Source organism: Ignavibacteriota bacterium, from assembly GCA_016707525.1.
Lineage (GTDB): Bacteria > Bacteroidota > Ignavibacteria > UBA10030 > UBA6906 > JAGDMK01.
The window spans coordinates 361027-383091 of record JADJHP010000006.1 but is presented as its reverse complement, the minus strand read 5'-3'; the positions used below and the strand labels follow the sequence as shown (position 1 = coordinate 383091).

Below are 22065 nucleotides of genomic sequence, written 5' to 3'. Positions count from 1 at the left end.
ATGCGTCCCTTTGAAACACATCCCCCCACCCCGCGCGGATCGCGGGGTGGAGGGGGTGAATGATGGACAGCTGTTACTTCATCAGCATCATCTTGCCGAGGAGCGTGGCGCCCGTGGTCACGTTCTTCAGGCGGTAGAAATACGAGCCGGAAGCAAGGCCCGCCGCGTTGAAGCTCACGCTGTGGTCGCCGGCCTGACGCACGCCGAGGGACTGCGAATTCACGAGGCGTCCGAGGAGGTCATACACATCCAGCACCACTTCGCTCGCCCGGGCGATCTGGAACTTGATCGTGGTGGACGGGTTGAAGGGGTTCGGGAAGTTGCCGAGGAGCTGGAAGTCTTCGGGGAGCTGACCTTCGGCTTCGACAGCGTTGACACCGCTCGGGTTGATCCAGAACATCGCCGGACCGTCATCCCAGTCGCCCGGGCGGCCAAGCCACGTCTTCACGCCGTACGACCCGCCGTTGAACGAATCGCCGTCGTAGTTGATCAGCGAGAAGTAGGCAATGCCATCACCGCGACCGGCGGCGTAGCCGAGGCCCGTGAGGCGGATCGCCATTTCAGCGGTGTAGCCGGAATCAGCCGTCGTCCCGAGCGTGTCCACCGTGGTGCCGCCCTTGAGGGCGATCTTCACGCGAACGATCGTCCCGAGGGAGTCAAAGCCATCCGGTGAGAGGTCGAAGAGGCGCTTCGTCTGGCCGGCGGAATCCACACGGAACGCGAAACGCATGCCTGCGATCGCATTGTCGCCATCCAGGAGCGTGCGATGGTTGAAGATGACATTGAGACCGTCCCAGCGGTTCTCATTGTCCACCGACTGGACGAACCGGTCGTTGACGTTGAAGCCCAGGAACAGCGTATCGTTCTTCACAGCAGCCTTCACGGTCACCAGACTCGGATCGAGTACGGGGTTCATCGCGCCGTTCACTTCCTGCTGGGTCTGACCGCTGCGGTACTTCAAGGTGTTCGGATAGGCAGCACGGAGCGCACCGTCGCCATACTTCATCGACAGGGACGGCGCACTCTTCCAGATACCTTCGTTCAGGACGCCATCGATGACCGGCGACGGCCACGAGGTGGTACCCGGGATCTCGTAGTCCGCTGCGATCGCAGGCACGGAGCCGGAGGTCGTCACATCCGAGCGCATGAAGATCTTCAGGTGACTGAGGGAGCTGGCATTGCCCCACGGCCCCTGGAGGAACGTGCGGTTGGAAGACTGCTTGAGCGTATCCATCGGCCATTCAAAATCGTTGTCCCAGATGGCCACGTTCCACATCGCGATATCGCCGCCGACCTGCTTCGGTTTGTATCCCCAGAACTTCAGGTTGAACACGAGCTCGGTCGTCCAGGCGGTATCGGTCTTGGTGTCGCTGTTCGTCGTCCCCTGCACAAAGGTCGCGGCATCCCAGATCTGGCGGAGGGAATCCGGACGCGGGTGCGTATACGTCGACCCTGCGAAGCCCATGAATGCCGGCAGTGCGCCGACTTCCTTCGTCGTGGTATCCGCCCAGCCTTCTGCCACCCAGCCATAGAACATCTCGAAGTTCTGCTGCGTCTGGCCGGGAACCTTGATCACACCGGCATTGCCGGTGGGCTGCGGGAAGCGCAGGTTCATCAGCAGAGCGTCGTTGTGGGCCCAGAGCCCGGCACCGATAGACTTGTCACGGCACAGAACGGAAATATACAGACTGTCGCCGTAGACGAGGAACTTCACCGTTGCGTCGGTCGGATCCGTCGGCGGCTTTACGCCGTTCTCAAAGACCCAGCCGCCGCCCGGATCGCCGGACGACAGACCATACTGCACACGGATCGATTCGGCGACCGCCCATGCGGCTTCGTTGAGCTTGCCGTCGAGCGTGATCGCGGTCGCTGTGGTGCGTGCCCAGACCGCATCGGGGCGCTTGGTCATCTGACCGAATGCGCTCACCGATACGAGGAGCAAGGCCACAACAGCCATGGTAGAGAGTTTTGCTCTCATGACGATTACCTCCTGTGGTGATTGAATGATGGAGATGGGACAGCATCTCCAGGTGTACAACGTGGATTACGGGTTTGGTGCTGACTGAATGTATCGTTGCTTACACAGGAACGGGAACCGCCCCGGGCAGCGCGAGAGTCTGCGGCGTCAGGGGTTCGCTCTGTTGCACGAGTGAACACCCACATGAGGCACGCAGGCTCAGCGTCGTCGGGGTGATGATCTGCTGTCTGCGATGCGTATTCTGATGACGGACGGCATGCAGCGCCGTTTCGATCGCCAGGACGCCGAGTGCATGGATCCCGACGCGCACGGACGACAGGGTCGGGGTCGTGTACGAAGCGAATGGTACATCGTCGAACCCTGCCAGCGCCATTTCCTCGGGCACATCCACGCCTGCATCGCGCAAGGCGCTGAGCGCTCCCACCGCCATCGCATCATTGGAGGCGAAGATCGCCGTCGGCCGGTGCGGCAACGCCAGAAGCGTCTTCACCGCATCCACACCCGAGGTCTCGGAAAAATGTCCGGGCACGATGAGCTGTTCATCCGCCGGAATGCCGTGGGCCGCGAGGGCCGCATGATAGCCGCGCAGACGTTCATCGGAGTCCGTATTCCCCGGCGTACCGGTGATGATCGCGACGCGGCGGTGGCCGTGATCCAGGAGATGTGTCACCATGTCCTTCGCGCCGCCGAAGTTGTCGACCGTGATGGAATCGTACGCATCGGATTCCAGTTGATAGTTCAGGAGGACGACGGGGAGCGACTGCGGGAGGTTCTCGTTCAGGGTCTCGGCATCGATGTGCGGCGACATGATGACCAGGGCATCGACCCTGCCCCGCATCATCGTGAGTGCGGCGCGGATCTGACGGCGGTTGTTATGAGAACTCGACACGACCAGATGATAGTTGGATTGCTGGGCGGTCTGGTCGCTGCCCCGGAGCACTTCAGAAAAGAACTCTCCGAACAGATCCGGCAGGAGGAGCCCGATCGCCTCCGTCTTCCGGCGGCTGAGGCTGCGGCCGGTGGCATTCGGGACGTAGCGGAGTTCGCGGGCGACCTCCCGGACATGCTGGCGTGTCCGTTCATCGACGGGGCCGACATTGTTCAGCGCCCGCGATACGGTCGCTATGGACACCCCAGCCTTGAGCGCAACTTCTTTTATGGTCGTCGGCATGTGGTCCTGATGAACAATGATGGTTGGATCGGGTCGATGAAAATGTAAACGCTTACATAAGAGAGGAAAAAAAAACATGCGGCCGCGGCCGCTATGTAAGCGTTTACATTGTACAACTCCAGATCGATATTGTCAAGCGTAAAGTAAAAAAAATGCCGGAGGGTCGCCCCACCGGCATTTCGTACGCCAGCCTCCTCCACTGCCACACTTTCTTAGTCGTTCTTCGCACCCGCCCTTATCCACTCCTGCAGCACCTTCACCTCGTCTGCACTCAGCTGCGCAGGGCGCTCCGCCGACTTCCTCCGCTTCGACCGCATCGGCATCCGCTCTCCGAACGGCGGATCGGCAAGGACCTTCTTCACAAGCAAACTCTCGTCCGGTTTTCCCGGCACGACCGCCGCTCCATGCTCTCCGCCCTTCATCAACACGGCGTGATCATCCAGCGACAGCGCACTGGGATTGAAGCTCTCCTCCGCATGACACGGAAGACAGTGCTTCTGAAGGATCGGCATCACATTCGCTTTGAATGCCGGCACCCCCTCACCCGGCCTCTTTTCCATACCGGCAAGACCCAGGAATGACGGGACGACAAGGACAACCAGCACAACCCGGCGCACATTCATACACGATTCCCCTTAGAGATAGAGATGGAAGAGCACATGCAATTCATTGTTCGAGACATCCTTCGGATCATCGACGATGATCCTGTAGAGAGGACGGACCTCAACACCGGACACCGGGAAGAATTCAAACCCGACACTATACCTGGACACCGAACCGCTCTTCAGGTCCCGGTCGGGATCGTAGAAGTCATACATGAATTTCAGATCGACACCCGGCGTCACCGCATAGTCAAGCTCACCGAAGCCCGCAACTGCCGTGACCGTCTTCGACGCCACCGCGGATCGGATCATATCCACTTCGCCCACCACCGTCAGATCGCCCGCACTGAACGAACCGAACGAGCCGGCCAGGGTCTGTTTCCCTCCGGCTTCCAGCTCGCGCCGGTACACGTTCGCGCCGACGCCGAGTGTGACGTCCTCGCCGAGCGGAAAGAGCCCTTCCGCCCTTCCCAGAAATGCCTTCCGGCTGTCCCCACCACCGAACGCATCCGAGGCATTGAACACCCCCGCCGCGATCCGGAATGCCCCGGGGGCGATCGCAGCCTCCACACCGGTCAACTCCGGCCTCCCGGTCGCCGGACTGAAACCGGTGTACGTCCGCACGAACGACGTATGATCATCCATCCGCATGCCGTAGTTCGGCACGAACTTCCCGACTTTGATGTGCCCATTCGAGGGAAGGACCTGCAGCGACCCAAAGACCTCGAAGCCGCTGTACAATCCCTTCTTCAAATAGAGGCCGACCTTCTTCGAGATGCGGAAACTCAGATACAGGTCGCCCTGCATCTGCCAGAAGGAATTCTCCGTCCTGGACGTCGTCCCTGACGAATCAGGGACCGACCGGACCATATACAGCGTCCGGAAATCCGCCCCCACCCCGAGCACATTCGTGATGATGTTCGTGACATCCTCGGTGCTCATGCCATCGGACCACTCGGGCACCGGCAACTCTTCGCGCCCGTACTTGGCGCCGAAGGCCTGGCGCATGCCACCGCCGGAGGGATCCACGTGACACGATTGGCATTTCATACCCGTGCGTGCCGAGAACCGTGGGAGGGCGTCGGCCGCTGATGCCCACCACGCCACCACCGCCATGACGACGACCATACGCCGGTACCAAACCATGAGAAGGGTCCTTTCGTGTGTGAGAATGCTTCGCCTGTCTGTCAATCTCTGTACTTGTCGGGCACGATGCCCAGATCCGCCATCTTCCTGTACACGGTCTTCCGGTCCACTTCCATCAGCCGCGCGATCTGATTGATGTTCCCGCGGTGGAGCCGCAACATCCTGACAAGATACCGCTCTTCAGCATTGCGCAGGACCGCCCCAAGGTACTCCTTGTACGGGGCGGTCCAATCGCCCGGCACGCCCGGCGTGCCCGCCTGTTCCCCGTCACCCTCCTGCACCTCCGGCAGATCCACGGCAAGGATCGTATCCCCCGGACATTTGATGATGGCCCGTTTCACCAGGTTCTCCAGTTCACGGATATTCCCTTTCCAGGGGTGCCGCATCATCGCACTCACGGCCTCCGGGAGGATCGAGCGCACGCGGCCACCTGCCAGTCCGCCGTGCTTCTGCAGGAACGCCTCCACGAGCAACGGAACATCCTCGAGCCGCTCCCGCAGGGGAGGCAGGGTGATGGGAAAGACGTTCAGCCGGTAGAACAGGTCCTCCCGGAAATCGCCCTCGCGCACCATCACCTCCAGGGTGCGGTTCGTTGCCACGACCACCCGGGTATCCACCGTGATGGGCGTCGAACCGCCCACCCGCTCGAAGGTCTTCTCCTGCAGGACACGCAACAGTTTCTTCTGGACCCCCGGCGTGATGTCGCCGATCTCGTCGAGGAACAGTGTGCCCGTGTGTGCCTCTTCAAAACGGCCCCGGCGCTGCGCCGTCGCCCCGGTGAACGCACCCTTCTCGTACCCGAACAGCTCGCTCTCCAGAAGCATCTCATTGAGCGCCGAGCAGTTCGTCGCGATGAAGGGCGCATCCTTGCGCATACTATTGAAATGGAGCGCACGCGCCACGAGTTCCTTCCCCGTCCCGCTTTCACCCTGCACGAGGATCGTGACGTCCGTATCCACCACCTGACGGATCTGCATCAGAACATCACGCATCCGCGGACTCCGCGTGATGATGTTCGCATAGCTGTAGGTGGACTGCAATTCCTGCCGGAGCTGGTGAAGTTCCCTGTCCCGCTCCCGCCCCTGAAGGGTCTTCCGGATCTTGATCAGGAGCTCGTCATTATTATGGGGCTTCGTCACGTAATCCGCGGCCCCGAGCCGCATGGCCTCCACCGCGGTCTGGATCGAACCGAAACCCGTCACCATGATCACCGGCACCTCGGGCAACTTCTCCCGCAACCGGGACAACAGCACCAGGCCGGTCATCTTCTCCATCATCATATCCGTGATCACCAGGTCCACCGGGGTCACGCCGAGCACAGCCAGGGCCTCTTCACCGTTCGTCGCCAGCATGACACTGTATCCTTCATCCTCGAGGAGTGTCCTGGTGGCGACCCGGAATGCCCGGTCATCATCGACGACCAGGATCGTCGTTGCAGCAAGCGTTGGATCGGTCATGCCCTGACTCCTTCTCCCGCGCGGACGACCGGGAGTCGAATGATGAATTCCGTGCCCACGCCGGGAGCGCTCTTCACATCGATGGAGCCCTGGTGCTGCTGGATGATCCCGTAGGTCACCGCCAGGCCGAGGCCCACACCACTCACCTCCGATTTGGTGGTGAAGAACGCATCAAAGATCCTCGGCAAATGTTCCGGCGCGATCCCGCTCCCCGAGTCGCGCACCGTCACCACGGCCCGGTCTCCCTCCTGCACCAGCCCCATCACCAGGGTTCCTCCCTCCGGCATCGCATCACGGGCATTCAGGAGAAGGTTCAGGAGCACCTGTTTCAGTTTGTCGCGCGAGCCGCAGATCGCAGCCACCGGTCCGGCGATCACCGAAGAGAGGCGGATGTTGTGCGACGCGAACGCTTCCCTGTGCGCCCGCTCCATTTCATGGACGAGCGCCCCCAGGTCCACCGGCGTCATCGGTGTTTCGGCGACGGACCCGCGGTGCACATCGAGCAACTGCCGGGTGAGCGTTGCCATGCGCGTGACCTCCTCGATCGCCAGACTGATGAGTTCGTGCGCCTGATCGTTCGCCGTCATGCGCCGGAGCGAGGATTCCAGGAGGCTGCGCGTATTATGGATGGGGTTGTTGATCTCATGGGACAACTGGGCCGCCATCTTTCCGGTCACCGCCAGCCGCTCACTCCGCACCAACTCCTGCTGCGTCCGCCGCAACCGTTCCATCGCTTCTTCCAGGTCCCTGTTCCGCCGGACCAGGTCGCGGTTCACCTGATCCAGGCTCGCGATCTTGTCCGCCAGCGACTCCCGCATCTCATCGAAGTGTTCCGCGAGCACGCCGAGCTCATCACGGCGTTGCCCACCCACCGACCCCGGGCCCGACGCATGGACGGTCAGATCGCCCTTTTGCATGGCGGTGGTCGCCTTCACCAACCGGTCCACCGGCGTGGCCACGGTGCGACGGAACACAAGGACGGCCAGGCTCACGGCAACGACCGTGAAGATGACGAAGATGATCACGGACCGGCGCCAGTTGCCCTGCGTCGCCTCGGTGAAACGGGCAAGCGAGAACCGCACATCCGCCGCGCCGAGCGTATACTCCAGCGGGACGGCATGGCACTTCTGGCATACCTTCGTTGCGTTGAACGGGATCACCGCACGGAATTGATCGCCGCTGCGCAGGAACACCGGCTGGCCGCCGGCGAGGACATGCGCCTGCACGGAGTCCTGCAACGGGGTCGGACGCATTTTGGCATGCAGGGCCAGGCGCCGTTCTTCGCTCAGAAGTTCTTCGCGGAGGCGCAGGTCATTCGCAAGCACCCCGAGACTGTCGAAGTGGCGGATCCTGTTCACCCGTTCGACGTAGGTCGTATCGATCTCCTGGCTGTACACCATCTGACTGACCAGGCTCTCCCGGATGAGGTCGGCGTAGGTGTGCGCGGACATCTGCGCCTGCTCCATCATCTCCTCTTCCTGAAAGCGGTTCTGAACGATCACACTGATCGTCAGGGAGACGAGCATCAATGGAACGACACCCAGAAGGATCTTCCAGGAGAGGGAGACGGAACGAAGAGGCATCACTCGGTCCTGCCCAGAAGACTATCCGACGTCGTTGTCGCCCATTCGCAGAGCCTGTCTTTTTCCGCTTCACTGAGCGCAGCATCGCCGTGCAGCAACAGATACCCCTTCAGCGGCATGCTCCCCTTGTCCACCTCAATGGAGATCATCTCGAGCTTGGCGGCCTGCCGCTTCACCGAATACGTCCCCCACGTGGAAAAGTTGAGATGGCGCCGGCCCTCCTCGACATGGTCCGCCACGATCCAGGACGCCGGGGCGACCGCCGTGTACCATGGCCACCGCGTGGTGTGTGAATGACAGTCGTTGCAGGACCTGTCCAGGATGGCCTGGACATCGGCAGGGACACCGAGCCGCGATGACAGAGCAACCCGCGGGTCTTCCCCGGGGTTTGTCCGGTCCGGCCGCGCAATGAACTGCATGGCCACGAGGCCCACGCCGATGATGAGGGCTACGATCTTCAGAATGGTCTTCATGGTTCTCTCGTGGGGGTCATCAGATGATACGCACCGCGGACGGCAAGGTCAATTGTTCAGCGCTCCCTGATTGATCCACGTACGGAGGACATTGACGGTGCTGTCCTGAAGGTACGGGCCACCCTGCGGCATCTGGGTCCCGAACGGCGCGGGGTTCAGCAGTTTCTTGATGAGGTTGCTGTTGTCCGCCTGGCCTGCCACGACCGCGGCCCCGTGCGCCCCGCCGGTCAGCAGGGCGGCTACGGAAGTGACCGTGAGCCCACCGCTGCCGCCATGGCACCCGGTACACCCATGGCGTTGAAGGATGGGAACCACATGCTGCGAGAATGATATCGTTGACCCCGCCGGCGGAACGGGCAGGTCGGGTTGCACGGGCTCGGTGCCCATGTCCTTACAGCCTGCGACGGTGACAACGAGGAGCCCGATGGCGATCTTCTGGAAGGTGTTCATGTCAGTTCCCGGTCCTTCATTCTGGAGTTTTCGGCGTCATCATTTCAAGACCGACAGCGTGCGGGCATGAGAGGCTCCGGACGCGCCGATCAGGCGATACACATACACACCGCTGGCAAGACCACGCGCATCGAAGTCGACCTGGTACGCTCCGGGCTGCATCACGCCCTGGGCGAGAACTGCAACCCGTTGACCGAGGAGAGTATAGACCTCGAGAGCAACGCGCTCTTCTCTTGCCACGCTGAAGGGGATCCTGGTGGACGGATTGAAGGGATTCGGATAGTTCTGTCCGAGGGAGAACGCTTCGGGGGTACCCGTGTCAACGACCCTGACGTCGGTCAGGCCCGTCGCGGCCGCAGCAAGCTGTCCGCGGATCTCACCAGCGGGATTGGCAGCCGTGTGGAAATTCACGTAGATGTTCCCTGCGAAGAGCGAATCCTTCAATACGTCGGTCAGGGCCTGCGTGGGGGCCGAAGCCGCCCAGTTGCCATTTACCGTGCCCGATGCGGGTTCCCCAGCCACGGCAATGGCCTTCACCAATGCCCCATTCCGCCCCGGACCAGCGGCATGGAAATGCCCGCCTGCCGTGAGTGGACCGCTCAACCCATAATACGTAAACCGATAACGGAGGTCATTCCGTTCCCCGTTCAGCACGGCATACCCGCTCCCTTTGCCATTCGTTGTCACCGATGGGCTTTCCTGCGACCCATCAAGGGTCACATCAAAACCGATCCCGGTGGTCATATCCAGTTGTCCGCGGATCTCCCCACCCGGATTCGCCGCCGTGTGGAAGTTGACATAGATCTTCCCTGCCAGGAGCGACTCCGCTATTGCCGGTGTGAACTTCTGGGACGCATCCGTCGCCTTCCACAGGCCGCCGATCGTGGCTGCAGCCGGTCCACCGGATGTCGCTATCCCCTTCGCGATGGGGCCATTCCGGCCAACGGTGCCGAAGTGGAAATGGCCGCCTGCGGTCAGCGTACCCGTCAGGCCAAAATACGTCACCGCGTACCGGGCTTCAGTCCGCTCGCTGTTCATGACGATATAGGCGACCCCGCGCCCGTCCGCGGTCACCGCAGGCACTTCCTTGTCAGCTTCAAGCGACGCCGAGAATCCCGTCCCGCCCGCAAGCACAAGTTGCCCGCGGATCTCTCCACCCGGATTCGCAGTCGTATGGAAGTTCACATACAGCCTTCCGGCGACCGCGGAATCCACCAGCGCCGGCGTCAGCGGCTGCGAGCTGTCCGTCACCTTCCATGCATCACGCACAACATTGGCGGCGGGGTCCCCACTCTTCGCTATCGCCCGCACGACCCCGCCGTTCACACCCACCGCTCCCGTATGCACATGGCCACCTGCGCTGAGCGTCCCCGATAATCCCTGATAGGCGATCTCATACCTCATCTCGGTGCGGTCCGTGGACAGAACGAAGACCCCGGTCCCCGAGGCTGTGGAAGCATTGACGGGGACCTCCTGGGCACTGTTGAGATCAACCGTGAAATGCAGTTCGGTCCCGAGCGACACCTGCCCGCGGATCTCTCCTCCGGGATTCGTTGCCGTGTGAAAATTCACATAGACCTTTCCGGTCAGCAACGACTCCACGATCGCGCTCGTCAGGGGCTGTGATGCATCGGTCGTCCGCCACACACCGGTGACCGTTCCGCTCGCCGGCGCACCACTTGTCCCGTAGTTCTTCACCACCGGTCCGTTGACCCCGGCACGGCCCATGTGGAAATGGCCACCAGTGATCGTCCCGCTCAGTCCGTGATACGTGAGCGTGTACTTGAGTTCGGTCCGGTCATCGCTGAGCACGAACGATCCGGTCCCGCTCGCCGTCGTGGAGATGACGGGAACATTATCCGCGCCGGTCAGCGCAGCGGTCAGATGAATTCCTGCCATGGCCGTCGCAGCCATGCACACGATCAACAGCAATAAAATGGTCTTCACTGGATCCCTCGTCTCGGTCGTTCAATGCGTCGTGGATTTGTCACCGCGCGTGGAGATATGCAGCGGCGCGTACAACGGACAGACACTCACCGCGCTGGTCAGCAGCAAGACCACGGCGAGGACGCCGAAGATCCATGCCGCAAGGCCGGTGACGGTCTCCGTGAGGAGGAGAACGATGAACACCAGGGCCAACCCCGAGCGTGCGATCCTGTCAAATGTTCCCATGTTCTTTTTCATGATGCGATCCCTTGAGATGAACGTGGACTACGTGTGTGGCACACCGCAAATGGATCCGGGATCAGTCCGGCTCTCCGTTGCGGTCGTTGTCTTTGAATACCGATGCGAACGACCCCTTGACCCTCTCATCGATCTGCTTGTCCTGGTTGAACGGGTCCAGGACCAGCCCGTTCACGGTGAACCAGGCGTACGGGTCGATCTTCATGGTCACATTCACCGTCCCTTCCTCCGTCACCGCTACCGGCGGAAGCAGGACCAGTTCCTGACGTGCCGACTCGCGCGATGTGAACGTGAATGGCGTGTCATGATAGAGCCCCGTGACCACGACCGAATATCTCTCATTGCCGCTTGATCCCACGCGGAAACTGGAATCAGGGATCGATTCATGATCCTCCGGCTTGTGGATATCGAACCGCACGCGGTCATACACGCCAGCCCGTACACGGGTGGCAGTGACCGGGGTCATCTTCGCATCCAGGTTCAGGTCGACGACGATGGACCCGGTGTGCACATCCGTCGAGTCATCCGATGTGGCACGGGAGAGGGCGATCCGCTTCAACAGGATCTTCACGGACGTGATGTGAAGGGTCTCGTGGTGGACCTTGTGGATCACCGAACCTGCGGCCTGGACACTGAATTGGACATTGTGTGTCGAGATGTCAGGACCGACGCCCTGATCCTTGCAGCCAGAAGCCAGCATGCCGATCGCCAGCATCAATGATACACCCGCAACCTGAAACGTTCGCGTTCGCATAGCGCACCTCGGGAGATGGACGATTGGTGAAGTTTGGAGTGCCAATGCTATTTCAAGCGGCGTGCCATGCATGAGAACGGCGAAAGGTGGCCGAAAGAGGCTGGAAACGGGGAAAGGGGAGCAGGGTGTGGCACGAATGCCACACAGTAAAACGGGACACCAAAAACAGAACCGGGGCATGCATGCCACATGCCCCGGTTGGGTTGAACGACCGATCGTGGAGCCGGCAGGCGCTAGACCTTGTCGGGCTCCGCGTGGATGGAGACCTTGGTGATCTCGGGGTATCGTTCGTAGAGCCGGCTCTCGAGTTGCGAAACGATCCGGTGCACCTCAGCAAGCGAAAGGGTGTGCGGAAAGATGCAGCTCAGGTGTACGGTGCACTGTTGCTCTTCGTTCCGCAGGATCTGGGTGACGGTGCCTCCCACGACGTCCTGCTGTTGTGCAACGAACTGCCCGACGGAGGTGCGCAGCGCATCGTCTGCAGCCGTGGGGGCGACTTCGCTCTGACCCGGGAGATACTCCTCGAGGTGGACCGTGACATGCGCCACGTGCTGCACCTGCCTGAAGATCGCTTCTTCCAGTTCATCGGCGATCGCATGTGCATCCACGAACGACACGCCCGCCGTATACTCCACATCGAACTCCACGTGGTATCTCCCCTCCTGGTGGTGGACCACCAGGTTGTGGGGCGGGCGGAGCCCCCGGCCAATGACGATCATGCGAACCTTGTCGGCGACCGACTCGTCACTGCTTTCAAAGGGTTCCGCGTGGACCACAACGTCGATCCCGGGATGCCGCTCGTTGATCGCATGCTCAACGGCGTCCATGATCGCGTGGGCCTTCTGGAACGGCGTCGTACGGCGGATCGCAACCGTCGTATCCACGAAGATCTTTGCACCTGAGGGGCGAATGCGGATGTTGCGGACATCCTCCACGCCATCAACACTCTGGACCGCTGCGACCACCTGCTCGTAGAGGCCGTCCGGTACTTTATCCATAAGGGCGTCCACCGTCCGCCGGCCCAGCCGGTAGCTGACGAACAATACAAGGAAGGCGACGATGAGCGCCGCGAGCGCATCGAGCCAGACGTAGCCCATGGACACGAAGACGAGTCCGGCGAGGACGACCAGCGAACTCCACACATCACTTGAGAAGTGCAGTGCGTCGGCCTCGAGCGCCTGGCTCTTGTACTTCACCGCCACCTTCTTGAGGGCGCGTGATCGACTGATGTCAACGAGGATCGCCACACCGATGACGATGTAGCCCCAGATGGACGACTCCACGTGCGATCCCCCGGTGAGCAGCCGGCTGACCGCTTCATAGATGATCCATCCACACGTGATCACCAGCAACAGGGTTTCGATGAACGCAGAGAGGTTCTCGATCTTCCCGTGGCCGTACTGATGTTCCTTGTCCGGCGGCCGGGCAGCGATCTTCACGGCGACAAACGTCACCAGCGCCGCCAGGAAATCCAGGCCGGAATGGGCGGCCTCGGAGAGGAGGCCCAGACTATTGGTCTCGATCCCGACAACGAGCTTCAGGCCGGTAATGAAGATCGCAGCGAACACCGAGGTGAGAGCGATCCTGCTCTTCTCGCCGTGGGGGTCCTCAACGTAGCCGACGTCAATGTGCGGTGGCATGCAACGATCCCGTGGGGATGTTCGATGGATTCGTGGGCCGTGCCGTATCGGACCCCGGCCTGGTCATGGTGCCTGCTCCGGCGCTACATCATCCAGCTTGAACCGCATCCGCAACGCATCATGCTCATGGCTCCACGAGATCAGGCGGAATCGTCCGCATGCCCCCGTGGAGGCGACATGGGCCCCGATACATGGGCAGACATCGGCGTCGCCGCAGCGTACGATACGCACACGGTCGCCCGACCCCTCAGGGAGGCGCGACAGATTGAACTGCGGTCCGGCCTCTTCAAAGGTCAGGAATTCCTCCGTCACGGGCAGGTCCGCAACGATGAATGCATTCACCCGGGCCTCGACCGCTGCCGCTTCCTGGTCCGTGAGGGTCCGGCCAAAGCGGTAATCAGCCTTCGATTTCTTCTTCTCGATGTGCGTCGTGAACGGGCGGTCCATCCCGAACATCGCCACCAGGACACCGCTCATGAGATGTTCCGCGGTATGCATCCGCGGGTCAACGTCCTTCATGCGTCTCCCTCCATCACTGCCCATGGCACATGGAAACCTCCGGCCTCCCGGGGAACGGTCACACCAGGGCAACTTCTGCCCTGGTATTCGGGTACCGGCAAGACGGTGTTCAATGGTTCAAGCTACGAAGTGACATGAGGAAAAACAAGATGAGGCAACGAATCACCGTTGGACAGAATCGAATTATTGATGAGGCAACGGGCGGGGGCTGGTGGACGGATGATCACCTGCGGGGATCAAGGAGCAGGTGCCCGTGCAAGCATGACGCAATCCCGCGAACGCTCTTCATCAAAGGATTCGAGAGCTATGCTCCCGAGCGTGCTGATGTCCGAGAAGCCGGCGTGACGCGCAGCCTCGCGGAGATCGTCAGCGGTGAACGGTGTCAGGTCCACGGATTGTGTCGCCGCCGGGGCTGTGCCGTCCACACGCTCCCGGGTGATGTTGAAACGGATCCGGCCGCCCCCGTACTCGTACCAGCGCAGGAAGCGGATGCCATCCTCGACCTTGTCTGCCAGGACCCGCTCCTTGGATGCGAGGATGCGTTTGTAATTGAGCATCTGCACGAAGAGCAGACCGCCGGGACGAAGAATGTCCCGGAACGCCTTCAGCGAGACCAGGAGGTCGTCGGGAGTGGGAGCATGGGCAAGGGTGTTCCCCATGGACAGGACCGCATCCTGGGGCTGCATGACCAGAGAAGGGAGATCCTCGAACGCCCCGACCAGGGCGGTGAGTCGGAGCTCTTCCCGGGTAGCGCGAACCCTGAGGGCATCGACCATGGCGGGTGAGAGGTCCACCGCGGTGACCTGCACACCAAGGCGCGCGAGGAGGATCGCATGGAATCCGGTACCGGTGCCGGCGTCGACAGCCTGACTGATCTTGTAGCGGTCGACAAGGAGCTTGATGAACGGGCGCTCGCGGACGAAGCGCTGTTCGAACCCCGTCATCCGGTCATAGTCGACGGAAAGCCGGTCATAGAACCCGGCGATGTCACCGGTCTCAGTCCTCGGGTCCATACGCGGGCACCTGTCCACGGAAGTGATTGTACACCGGCGCATCGAGCGTGTTGAAGCGCCTGAGGTATTCCTCTTTGCTGATGCCGTTATGCCAGAACCCGGTAAGCATGGCCATGCCGACCACCGCAACGAAGACACCGGCGACAAGCGCACCATAGACCTTTGCAGGAACGGCGCGTGCATGGTTCGCCGCACGAAGTTCCAACGTGTCCTTGACCGGACACGCCGCCACGCATGCCATACAGCTCGTGCATTCGTCGCTCCACACGCGTGTTGCCTTGTGGACCTTGATGCGCGACGGGCAGGCTTTCGTGCAGAGTTCGCAGTCGATGCATGTCGCTTTCGTCCGCGTGATCCTCAACGGGCTGAGCCAACCGGCGATGCCAAGCAACGCCCCGTACGGACAGAGGAACCGGCACCAGAAGTTCTTGATGACGACGGAGAGCAGCGCCAGAATGATGATCGTCCAGAGCGCGAACGTGGTGATCTCCGCGAAGAAGAGATACATCTTCACGTCCGCCATCTTGTTGTACGGACTGTAGATGAAGGCTGCGAGGCTGGAGGCATCCATACCGGCGATGGACGCGACGAAAAATGCCAGCAGCAGATACTTGAGTGACCGGAGCGGATAGTCCAGCCACCGGGGCGGGTCGAATGTCCGTCCGAACAGTTTCTTGCCGAACATCCAGAGCGATTCGCTGAGCGTGCCGATGGGACAGAGCCAGCTGCAGAACGCCTTCTTCAGGACGACGCTGACTGCGAGGATCGCGAGAAGGATGATGAGACCCGACGGATGCACGTTATTGACGATGCCGGTATGCCACCAGTACTTCAGGCTCATGAGCGCACTGATCGGGAGGAATCCTTCGGCACCCGGCGGACGTTGAACAAATGTTTCCGTCCCACCGGATGTCCCCCATCGCATGAACAGCGCGAACTCGACGCCGATCCAGATGCACAGGGCGACGAAGGCGAACTGGATGACCGACCGCTGGAATTGCGAATCTCCGGCCCACCGCGCGCGCAGGCGCTTGAACCAATGCGACTCATGCTTGTACGCCGGCGTGCCGCGGCGCATCTCCGGCGGGATCTTCTTTATGCGCAACGGACGGGTTGAGACCGATGATGGGGTCGTCGTCGCTGTTCGTTCCTCCATGAACCTCTCCTTCTCCTGCAGCAGCATGAAGCTCCTCCCTTCGTCCCGAGTCTATCGGATGGTCTTCTCTGATTACTGTTCAGAAAAACATCGGGGTCATTGGTACTTCGGCCGGTACTCCGGACGTTTCATATCGCGCGCCATCTCTGCGACATTCCGGCTGACGAGCATCTGGTAGATCTGATCCCGTTGCGCGCCCCACATCTCATGCACCGAGCACGGGTTCTTCCCCGAGCACTCCGGAAACCCGAGCACGCAGGAACTCGTAAAAGCATCGCCATCGATCGCTTCGACGATGTGGAAGAGGGTGATATCTTCCGCCGGAAGCGCGAGAGAGAATCCGCCCTTCGGGCCCTTCTCCGACCTGAGCAAACCCTTGCGGGTCAGGCTCTGCAGGATCTTCCCCAGGAAGTGATACGGGATCTTCAACCGGCGTGTCAGGGCGTTCGTCGGCACCCGCTCTCCTGCCGGCTTGAGGGCAAGGAAGAGCACGGCCTGGATCGCGTACTCACATTGTCTTGAGAAGAGGATGCTCATTGTATTTCAGATATCTTTGTCTGAATATAAGAACCGGGGAGGAGAAAGTCAAGTCCCCCTTCGCCCCGTTGACCCTTCCCGTATTTCGGCGTACCTTGAAGCCAATGCACACTAGCAACTTCTCCGGGAACCCTATGTACCCGCACCTGCGCATGATACTGAACCAACCATCCCTGGTGGCTTTCTGCCTCTTCGTGGGCATGTCGTCAGGTACGGCCCAACCAGGACTGCTCTCCGCACGACAGGTGGGGCCCGGGGTCTTGCACTCGAAATTCCTGCTCAGCGGGCCGTTGACGGTGGACGTCCTTTCGGTCTCCCTTCGCGAACCCACGGTCCGGATCGAGACCTATCGCCCCGAGGGACTGACCGAGACCACGGATCAGGCGGAAGCAAACGACCGTCCCGGTCACCGGGTGCTCGGGGCCGTGAACGCCGACTTCTTCTCATTCCAGACCGGATGGCCTGTCGGGAACCAGATGGTGAACGGTACGTGGGTCCTCGGAACCAGATCCGCACGCTCGCACATGGCGATCGATGCCGCAGGTCGTCCGTTCATCGAGCGCATCACATTCACGGGGAGCGTCACGGCATCCTCGGGCACAACCTTCCCTCTTGCCGGCGTGAACATCCCGCACCGCGCCAACCCGCTGGTCCTCTCCACGACGTTCCATGGCACGCTGACCGCACATGATCCCGTGCTGGGTGCCTGTGTCGTGCGGTTCATCGATTCAACTCTCACTGCCGGCGACACGCTGCGCGCTGTCGCACTCGCGAACAACCCCGGGGACGGCATGCCCGTCATGCCGGGCACAGCTGTCCTCTCGGCATCGGCGGACACGGGAGTTGCATTCCTGGCCAGCCACGTCCACATCGGCGACACGCTCCGCCTCCTTCTTGGCACCGCGCCGGGCCTCCGCGGGATCACACAGATCATCGGGGGATGCGGGCGTTTTCTTGCCGGCGGTAGGGACGTCACCGACAGTACGTCGCGCCTGGAGGGCATCACGGAAAGATTCACGGGCGTGCGGCATCCGCGGACGTTCACGGGGTTCGACCGCGATTCCACGATGCTCTACATCTGCACGGTCGACGGCAGACAGTCTACGAGCATTGGCATGACGTTCGCGGACATGGCGTCCTTCCTGCTCTCGCTCGGGGCAACGGAGGGATTCAATCTGGATGGCGGTGGATCGACCACGATGGTGGTGCAGGGAACGATCGTGAATGCACCGTCCGACAAGACCGGCGAACGGCCGGTCGCCAATTCCCTGCAGGTCATCAGCACGGCGCCGGACAGCCTCCTGCATCCGCCGACCCGCTGACGCGTCAACGTGCCGAGGAAGGCCTCGCGCCAGGCGGTGCACTCCCGCTACGTACGGCGATCATTTCCGCCACGATGCTCACCGCGATCTCTTCCGGTGTATGGGAACCGATCGGGAGGCCGATCGGTGTACGGATACGTGCGATGCGTGTCTCATCCACTCCCGATGCGCGCAACCCTTCCAGCACCACCTGTACCTTGTTCGCACTCCCGAGCATCCCGAGATACCTCCACTCCGCACGTACGGCCTGATGCAGCACCGCGGCATCATCCCGGTGGCCATGCGTCATGATCACCACAAAACTCTGCGGCGTTGATCCGATCCGTGCGACGATGCCATCATAGGGGGCGCAGACGATCCGTGCCGCGAGCGGGTGCTTCTCCGCCGATGCCCACTCCGCACGCGGGTCCACCACCGTGACCATGAACCCCGTCTGTGCCGCAAGCCGCGAGAGGGCCACGGCACAGTGACCGGCCCCGAAGATGATGAGGGGAACACCTGACGCGAGTGGCTCCACCAGGATCTCTTCAACGCCCCCACACACCATCGGGGTTGCGATCCCGGTACCGTCCATCCTCCCCAGGTCGAACGACCACCGTACGGGGCTTCCCGGTTGCTCCGCCCCGATCTTGTCCAGCGTCATCTTCTCCAGTGCCCCGCCGCCGATCGTCCCCGCCACAAGCCCTGAAAGCCGGGCGATCATCTTCATCCCCATGCGTGCAGGGGTGGAGTCCGTCGTCGCTATCACCGTTGCGAGCCATGCCGGTTCCCCCGAACGGGAACACGCCGCGAGCTGATCGTAGAATTCTGCACGTGCTCATCAGACACCAGAAGAGATGATGGATCAGGTGGACGCAATGACCGACGCTCGGGTCATCTCATATCGTCGGGAGTATTCACATTCTGGACAACACCTTCATCGGTGACAACGACCCGTACGGTGCGAATGCCACTCTCGGCAATGATCGTACGGAGCGACGCATCCGGTCCTCCCCCCCGGATCAAGCCGAACAGACCCGCAGGCACATAGACCGGGTGTCCGCCGCGACCGATGTATTCCGGTTTGACCACAGCATCCGGTTGCCCCACCGCACATTCCATCAGGAGGCGCACGGTGGCGGGAGCAATGTACGGATGATCCACCGGGAACACGAACGCTCCCGGTGCCCCTTCGATCGTGGTGAGCGCTTCCCTCAGCGATGACAGCATCCCCCGGGAGGGGTTGGGATTCACGACAATGCTGACCGTCGGACCGCACTGTCCCTGAACCCGCCCGGCTTCCTCTTCGGTCACGACACACACCACAGGCGCACACCCGGCACCCCGCGCAAGGCCCACAACCCTATCAAGGAACGTCCCCCCTTCTGCCGGAAGCCGGTACTTCGGCTGCCCGATCCTCTCGCCTCTTCCCGCGGCAAGAATGACGGCCGCCGGACGCGCTGTCACGAGAGTCCGATCTCCCGGTTCAGGCCATTGATCAATGCATCCACCCGCGCCGGTTCCTCCTCGAACAATTCACGCCAGTAGGCGGGATCCCACTGCGCATTGAGCTCATCCGATGTCTTTCCCTGCTGCTCCACCCACGTATAGTATTTCAGATTGTGAATGGCCTTCCGGTCGTAATACCCGAGCTCCTTGAAGTGATCGATCCGCTGATGGTGCAACGGCCCTGCAAGGTCGCGCTCCGCCTGGGGCGAAGAGTACGCCCCGCGCTCGGCAGTGAGTTCCCCCAGGCGCGAACGGTACATGTCCGCGGAATCTGTGAAGACCGTGAAGATGACATCCTCCGACGACATCTCGAAATACCGTGCCGTCTTGATCGCCGCAAGCATATTGGCGATGGAGGAGATGCCCAGCAGGGGCAACTGCTCGACCACTCCTGCCGCCACGCCGGCGTTACGGAGGGCAGCCTTACCCTCCGGCTCGTTGAACAGCCGCAGGATGCGCATGGCATCTTCATCATCGATGGCCGCGACGCCGTCCGTATTCCGGACATTGTGCACCCAGGGGACGTGTTTGTCGCCGATCCCTTCGATCCGATGGCCTCCGAACCCATTCATCAGCAGTGTCGGGCACTGGAGCGCCTCACTGGCCACGATCTTCAGGTCGGGATGCAGCCGCTTCAAAAGATCACCCGCGGCGATCGTCCCCGCCGAACCCGTCGCGGAGATGTAGGCCGCCATGCGTCCGCCCGCGCAGGCCTTCTGAAAGACCTCTTCCATCGCCGGGCCGGTGACCGCATAGTGGAAGAGGGGGTTGCCGAACTCTTCGAACTGGTTGAAGATGACGTTGATGGGATCGCCCTTGAGCTCCCAGCATTTGTCGTAGATCTCCTTCACGTTCGATTCGCACCCGGGGGTGGCGATCACCTCGGCACCGATCTCCCGCAGCCAGACGAACCGTTCCTTCGACATCTCTTCCGGCAGGATCGCCACGGACGTGCATCCCAGAAGAGCGCAGTCGAACGCTCCGCCACGGCAGTAATTGCCCGTCGACGGCCACACGGCCTTGTGCTTGTCGGGATCGAACTCACCGCTGGCCAGTCGCGGCACCAGGCATCCGAACGCAGCACCCACCTTGTGCGCCCCCGTGGGGAAATACTTGCCCACCAGCCCGATGATCCGCGCAGGAACGCCGGAGATCGCCGGAGGGATCTCCACGTAGTTCACATCTCCGAAGAGCCCCGTCGTCATATCGTTCTTCCAGCTGATGCGGAAGAGGTTCACGGGATTGATGTCCCACAACCCGACGCCCTGCAGCCGCTTCAGGATCGCCGGGGGGATCTCCGAGGGATTCGCCATCTGCCGGAATGTCGGGATGACAATGTTGCGCTGGCGGCAACGAGCAGCGGTGCGCGCAACAACCTCGGGGTGATGCTGCTTGACGATGCGCGACATGGTCATGCCCTTTCCGTTGCCCGGGTCATGATCTGTTCGATCTTGGTGACAGGATGCTGCATACGCGTCAGGAACACGAGGGCCGCAATGACGAACGGCTTGAAGCCGGCCTCTTTATAGGTCTGAATGCGGGAGCGCTCGAACACCGATCCGGCCACTTCGCCCTGAGCGCAGCTCACTCCCGAGATGTCGGCCGGGAGGCAGTGCATGTACAACGCCTTCCCGTCCTTCGTGGTCTTCATCTTCGCCTCCGTGCACTCCCAGTCCTTGTGCTTCGCATTCTCCGCAAGGCACTGCTTCTCGAGGTCGGTCAACCCCGGACGATCGCCCTGCGTGAGCAATGTGGTCCGCTTCTCCATCACGTGGAAGGGTGCCCAGGATTTCGGATAGACGATGTCCGCACCGGCGAATGCCTCATCCATGGAATTGCCCACGGTGAACTTCCCGCCGGCAGCCGCGGCCTGCTTCTTCGCCCGTTCCACCACATCCGGGATCAGGTCGTACCCCTGGGGATACGCGAGAGCGACGTCCATCCCCATGCGTGTCATGAGTCCGATGATCCCCTGCGGCACCGACAGCGGCTTGCCGTAGCTGGGGGAATACGCCCAGGTCATGGCGATCTTCTTCCCGCGTAATGCTTCCAGCGAACCGAATTCGGCCTTCAGATGCGCCAGGTCTGCCAGTGTCTGGGTCGGATGATCGATGTCGCACTGCAAATTGATCACGGACGGACGGCGGTGCAGCACCTTCTTCTCATACCCTTCCTGCACGGCAGCGCCGACCTCGCGCATATACGTGTTCCCCGCGCCGATGTACATGTCATCCCTGATCCCGATCACCTCGGCCAGAAAGGAGATCATGTTGGCGGTCTCGCGGACGGTCTCGCCGTGGGCGATCTGCGACTTCACTTCATCCAGCTCCGAGAGTCCCAACCCCAGGGCGTTCACTGCCGAGGCGAAACTGAATCGGGTCCGGGTGGAGTTGTCGCGGAAGATGGAGATCGCCAGTCCCGTATCGAACGAACGGATCGAGACACCGTCGCGGTGGAGCTTCTTGAAGAGTTCGGCAACGAGGAGGATCCCCTTGATCTCGTCGTCGGCATGGTCCCAGGTAAGGAGAAAATCCTTGTTGTACAGGTCCAGCTTCAGTCCGTGCAGCGCATCCAGCGTCGTGTTCATGGTCT

The 22065-nt window shown here is 61.6% G+C and carries 21 protein-coding genes; 1 reads left to right on the top strand and 20 read right to left on the bottom strand.

Annotated features, from left to right (window positions below):
* Positions 1-73 precede the first annotated feature (73 nt).
* The 16 genes from IPI01_11970 to IPI01_11895 form a co-directional block, all read right to left on the bottom strand.
* Complete coding sequence (locus tag IPI01_11970) at positions 74-1978, bottom strand: T9SS type A sorting domain-containing protein (GenBank protein ID MBK7258495.1); 1905 nt, start codon at positions 1976-1978, stop codon at positions 74-76.
* Between the two features lie 100 nt (positions 1979-2078).
* Positions 2079-3149, bottom strand: coding sequence for a LacI family DNA-binding transcriptional regulator (locus IPI01_11965; GenBank protein ID MBK7258494.1), 1071 nt, complete (start codon positions 3147-3149; stop codon positions 2079-2081).
* 212 nt (positions 3150-3361) lie between these two features.
* Positions 3362-3772, bottom strand: a complete 411-nt coding sequence (locus IPI01_11960) for a hypothetical protein (GenBank protein MBK7258493.1) — start codon at positions 3770-3772, stop codon at positions 3362-3364.
* 12 nt (positions 3773-3784) lie between these two features.
* Positions 3785-4897, bottom strand: coding sequence for a hypothetical protein (locus IPI01_11955; protein MBK7258492.1), 1113 nt, complete (start codon positions 4895-4897; stop codon positions 3785-3787).
* Between the two features lie 41 nt (positions 4898-4938).
* A complete protein-coding gene (locus IPI01_11950; GenBank protein MBK7258491.1) occupies positions 4939-6354 on the bottom strand; it encodes a sigma-54-dependent Fis family transcriptional regulator in 1416 nt (471 codons plus the stop codon).
* Positions 6351-7937 carry a HAMP domain-containing protein gene (locus IPI01_11945; GenBank protein MBK7258490.1) on the bottom strand — a complete coding sequence of 529 codons (1587 nt, stop codon included), beginning with the start codon at positions 7935-7937 and terminating at the stop codon, positions 6351-6353. Before IPI01_11945 ends, IPI01_11950 begins: the two co-directional genes overlap by 4 nt.
* Entirely contained in the window at positions 7937-8410 is a 474-nt protein-coding gene (locus IPI01_11940; protein MBK7258489.1) for a heme-binding domain-containing protein, read from the bottom strand. Before IPI01_11940 ends, IPI01_11945 begins: the two co-directional genes overlap by 1 nt.
* A gap of 48 nt (positions 8411-8458) precedes the next feature.
* Positions 8459-8860: a hypothetical protein gene (locus tag IPI01_11935; GenBank protein ID MBK7258488.1), complete on the bottom strand. Its 402-nt coding sequence runs from the start codon at positions 8858-8860 to the stop codon at positions 8459-8461.
* A gap of 39 nt (positions 8861-8899) precedes the next feature.
* Entirely contained in the window at positions 8900-10807 is a 1908-nt protein-coding gene (locus tag IPI01_11930) for a CHRD domain-containing protein (GenBank protein ID MBK7258487.1), read from the bottom strand.
* A gap of 21 nt (positions 10808-10828) precedes the next feature.
* Complete coding sequence (locus IPI01_11925) at positions 10829-11044, bottom strand: DUF2892 domain-containing protein (GenBank protein ID MBK7258486.1); 216 nt, start codon at positions 11042-11044, stop codon at positions 10829-10831.
* A gap of 61 nt (positions 11045-11105) precedes the next feature.
* Complete coding sequence (locus IPI01_11920) at positions 11106-11798, bottom strand: hypothetical protein (protein MBK7258485.1); 693 nt, start codon at positions 11796-11798, stop codon at positions 11106-11108.
* Positions 11799-12031: 233 nt separating this feature from the next.
* On the bottom strand, positions 12032-13438 hold the full coding sequence (locus IPI01_11915) for a cation diffusion facilitator family transporter (GenBank protein ID MBK7258484.1): 1407 nt from the start codon (positions 13436-13438) through the stop codon (positions 12032-12034).
* A 63-nt stretch (positions 13439-13501) separates the two neighbouring features.
* Complete coding sequence (locus IPI01_11910) at positions 13502-13957, bottom strand: hypothetical protein (protein MBK7258483.1); 456 nt, start codon at positions 13955-13957, stop codon at positions 13502-13504.
* A 236-nt stretch (positions 13958-14193) separates the two neighbouring features.
* Positions 14194-14970, bottom strand: coding sequence for a class I SAM-dependent methyltransferase (locus IPI01_11905; GenBank protein MBK7258482.1), 777 nt, complete (start codon positions 14968-14970; stop codon positions 14194-14196).
* Positions 14954-16048 carry a 4Fe-4S binding protein gene (locus IPI01_11900; protein MBK7258481.1) on the bottom strand — a complete coding sequence of 365 codons (1095 nt, stop codon included), beginning with the start codon at positions 16046-16048 and terminating at the stop codon, positions 14954-14956. Before IPI01_11900 ends, IPI01_11905 begins: the two co-directional genes overlap by 17 nt.
* Before the next feature lie 174 nt (positions 16049-16222).
* Positions 16223-16663, bottom strand: coding sequence for an Rrf2 family transcriptional regulator (locus tag IPI01_11895; GenBank protein MBK7258480.1), 441 nt, complete (start codon positions 16661-16663; stop codon positions 16223-16225).
* A 152-nt stretch (positions 16664-16815) separates the two neighbouring features.
* Here IPI01_11895 and IPI01_11890 point away from each other — a divergent pair, with 152 nt between their 5' ends.
* Positions 16816-17985 carry a phosphodiester glycosidase family protein gene (locus IPI01_11890; protein MBK7258479.1) on the top strand — a complete coding sequence of 390 codons (1170 nt, stop codon included), beginning with the start codon at positions 16816-16818 and terminating at the stop codon, positions 17983-17985.
* Between the two features lie 4 nt (positions 17986-17989).
* Here the strand turns inward: IPI01_11890 and IPI01_11885 are convergent, their stop codons facing one another.
* From IPI01_11885 to ygeW, 4 genes are all read right to left on the bottom strand, one after another.
* Positions 17990-18733, bottom strand: a complete 744-nt coding sequence (locus IPI01_11885; GenBank protein MBK7258478.1) for an XdhC family protein — start codon at positions 18731-18733, stop codon at positions 17990-17992.
* 125 nt (positions 18734-18858) lie between these two features.
* On the bottom strand, positions 18859-19431 hold the full coding sequence (locus IPI01_11880; GenBank protein ID MBK7258477.1) for a nucleotidyltransferase family protein: 573 nt from the start codon (positions 19429-19431) through the stop codon (positions 18859-18861).
* Positions 19428-20882 carry a pyridoxal-phosphate dependent enzyme gene (locus tag IPI01_11875; protein ID MBK7258476.1) on the bottom strand — a complete coding sequence of 485 codons (1455 nt, stop codon included), beginning with the start codon at positions 20880-20882 and terminating at the stop codon, positions 19428-19430. Before IPI01_11875 ends, IPI01_11880 begins: the two co-directional genes overlap by 4 nt.
* Positions 20883-20884: 2 nt before the next feature.
* Positions 20885-22060 (bottom strand): knotted carbamoyltransferase YgeW, encoded by a 1176-nt coding sequence (gene ygeW / locus IPI01_11870; GenBank protein MBK7258475.1) that lies wholly within the window; start codon positions 22058-22060, stop codon positions 20885-20887.
* Positions 22061-22065 lie beyond the last annotated feature (5 nt).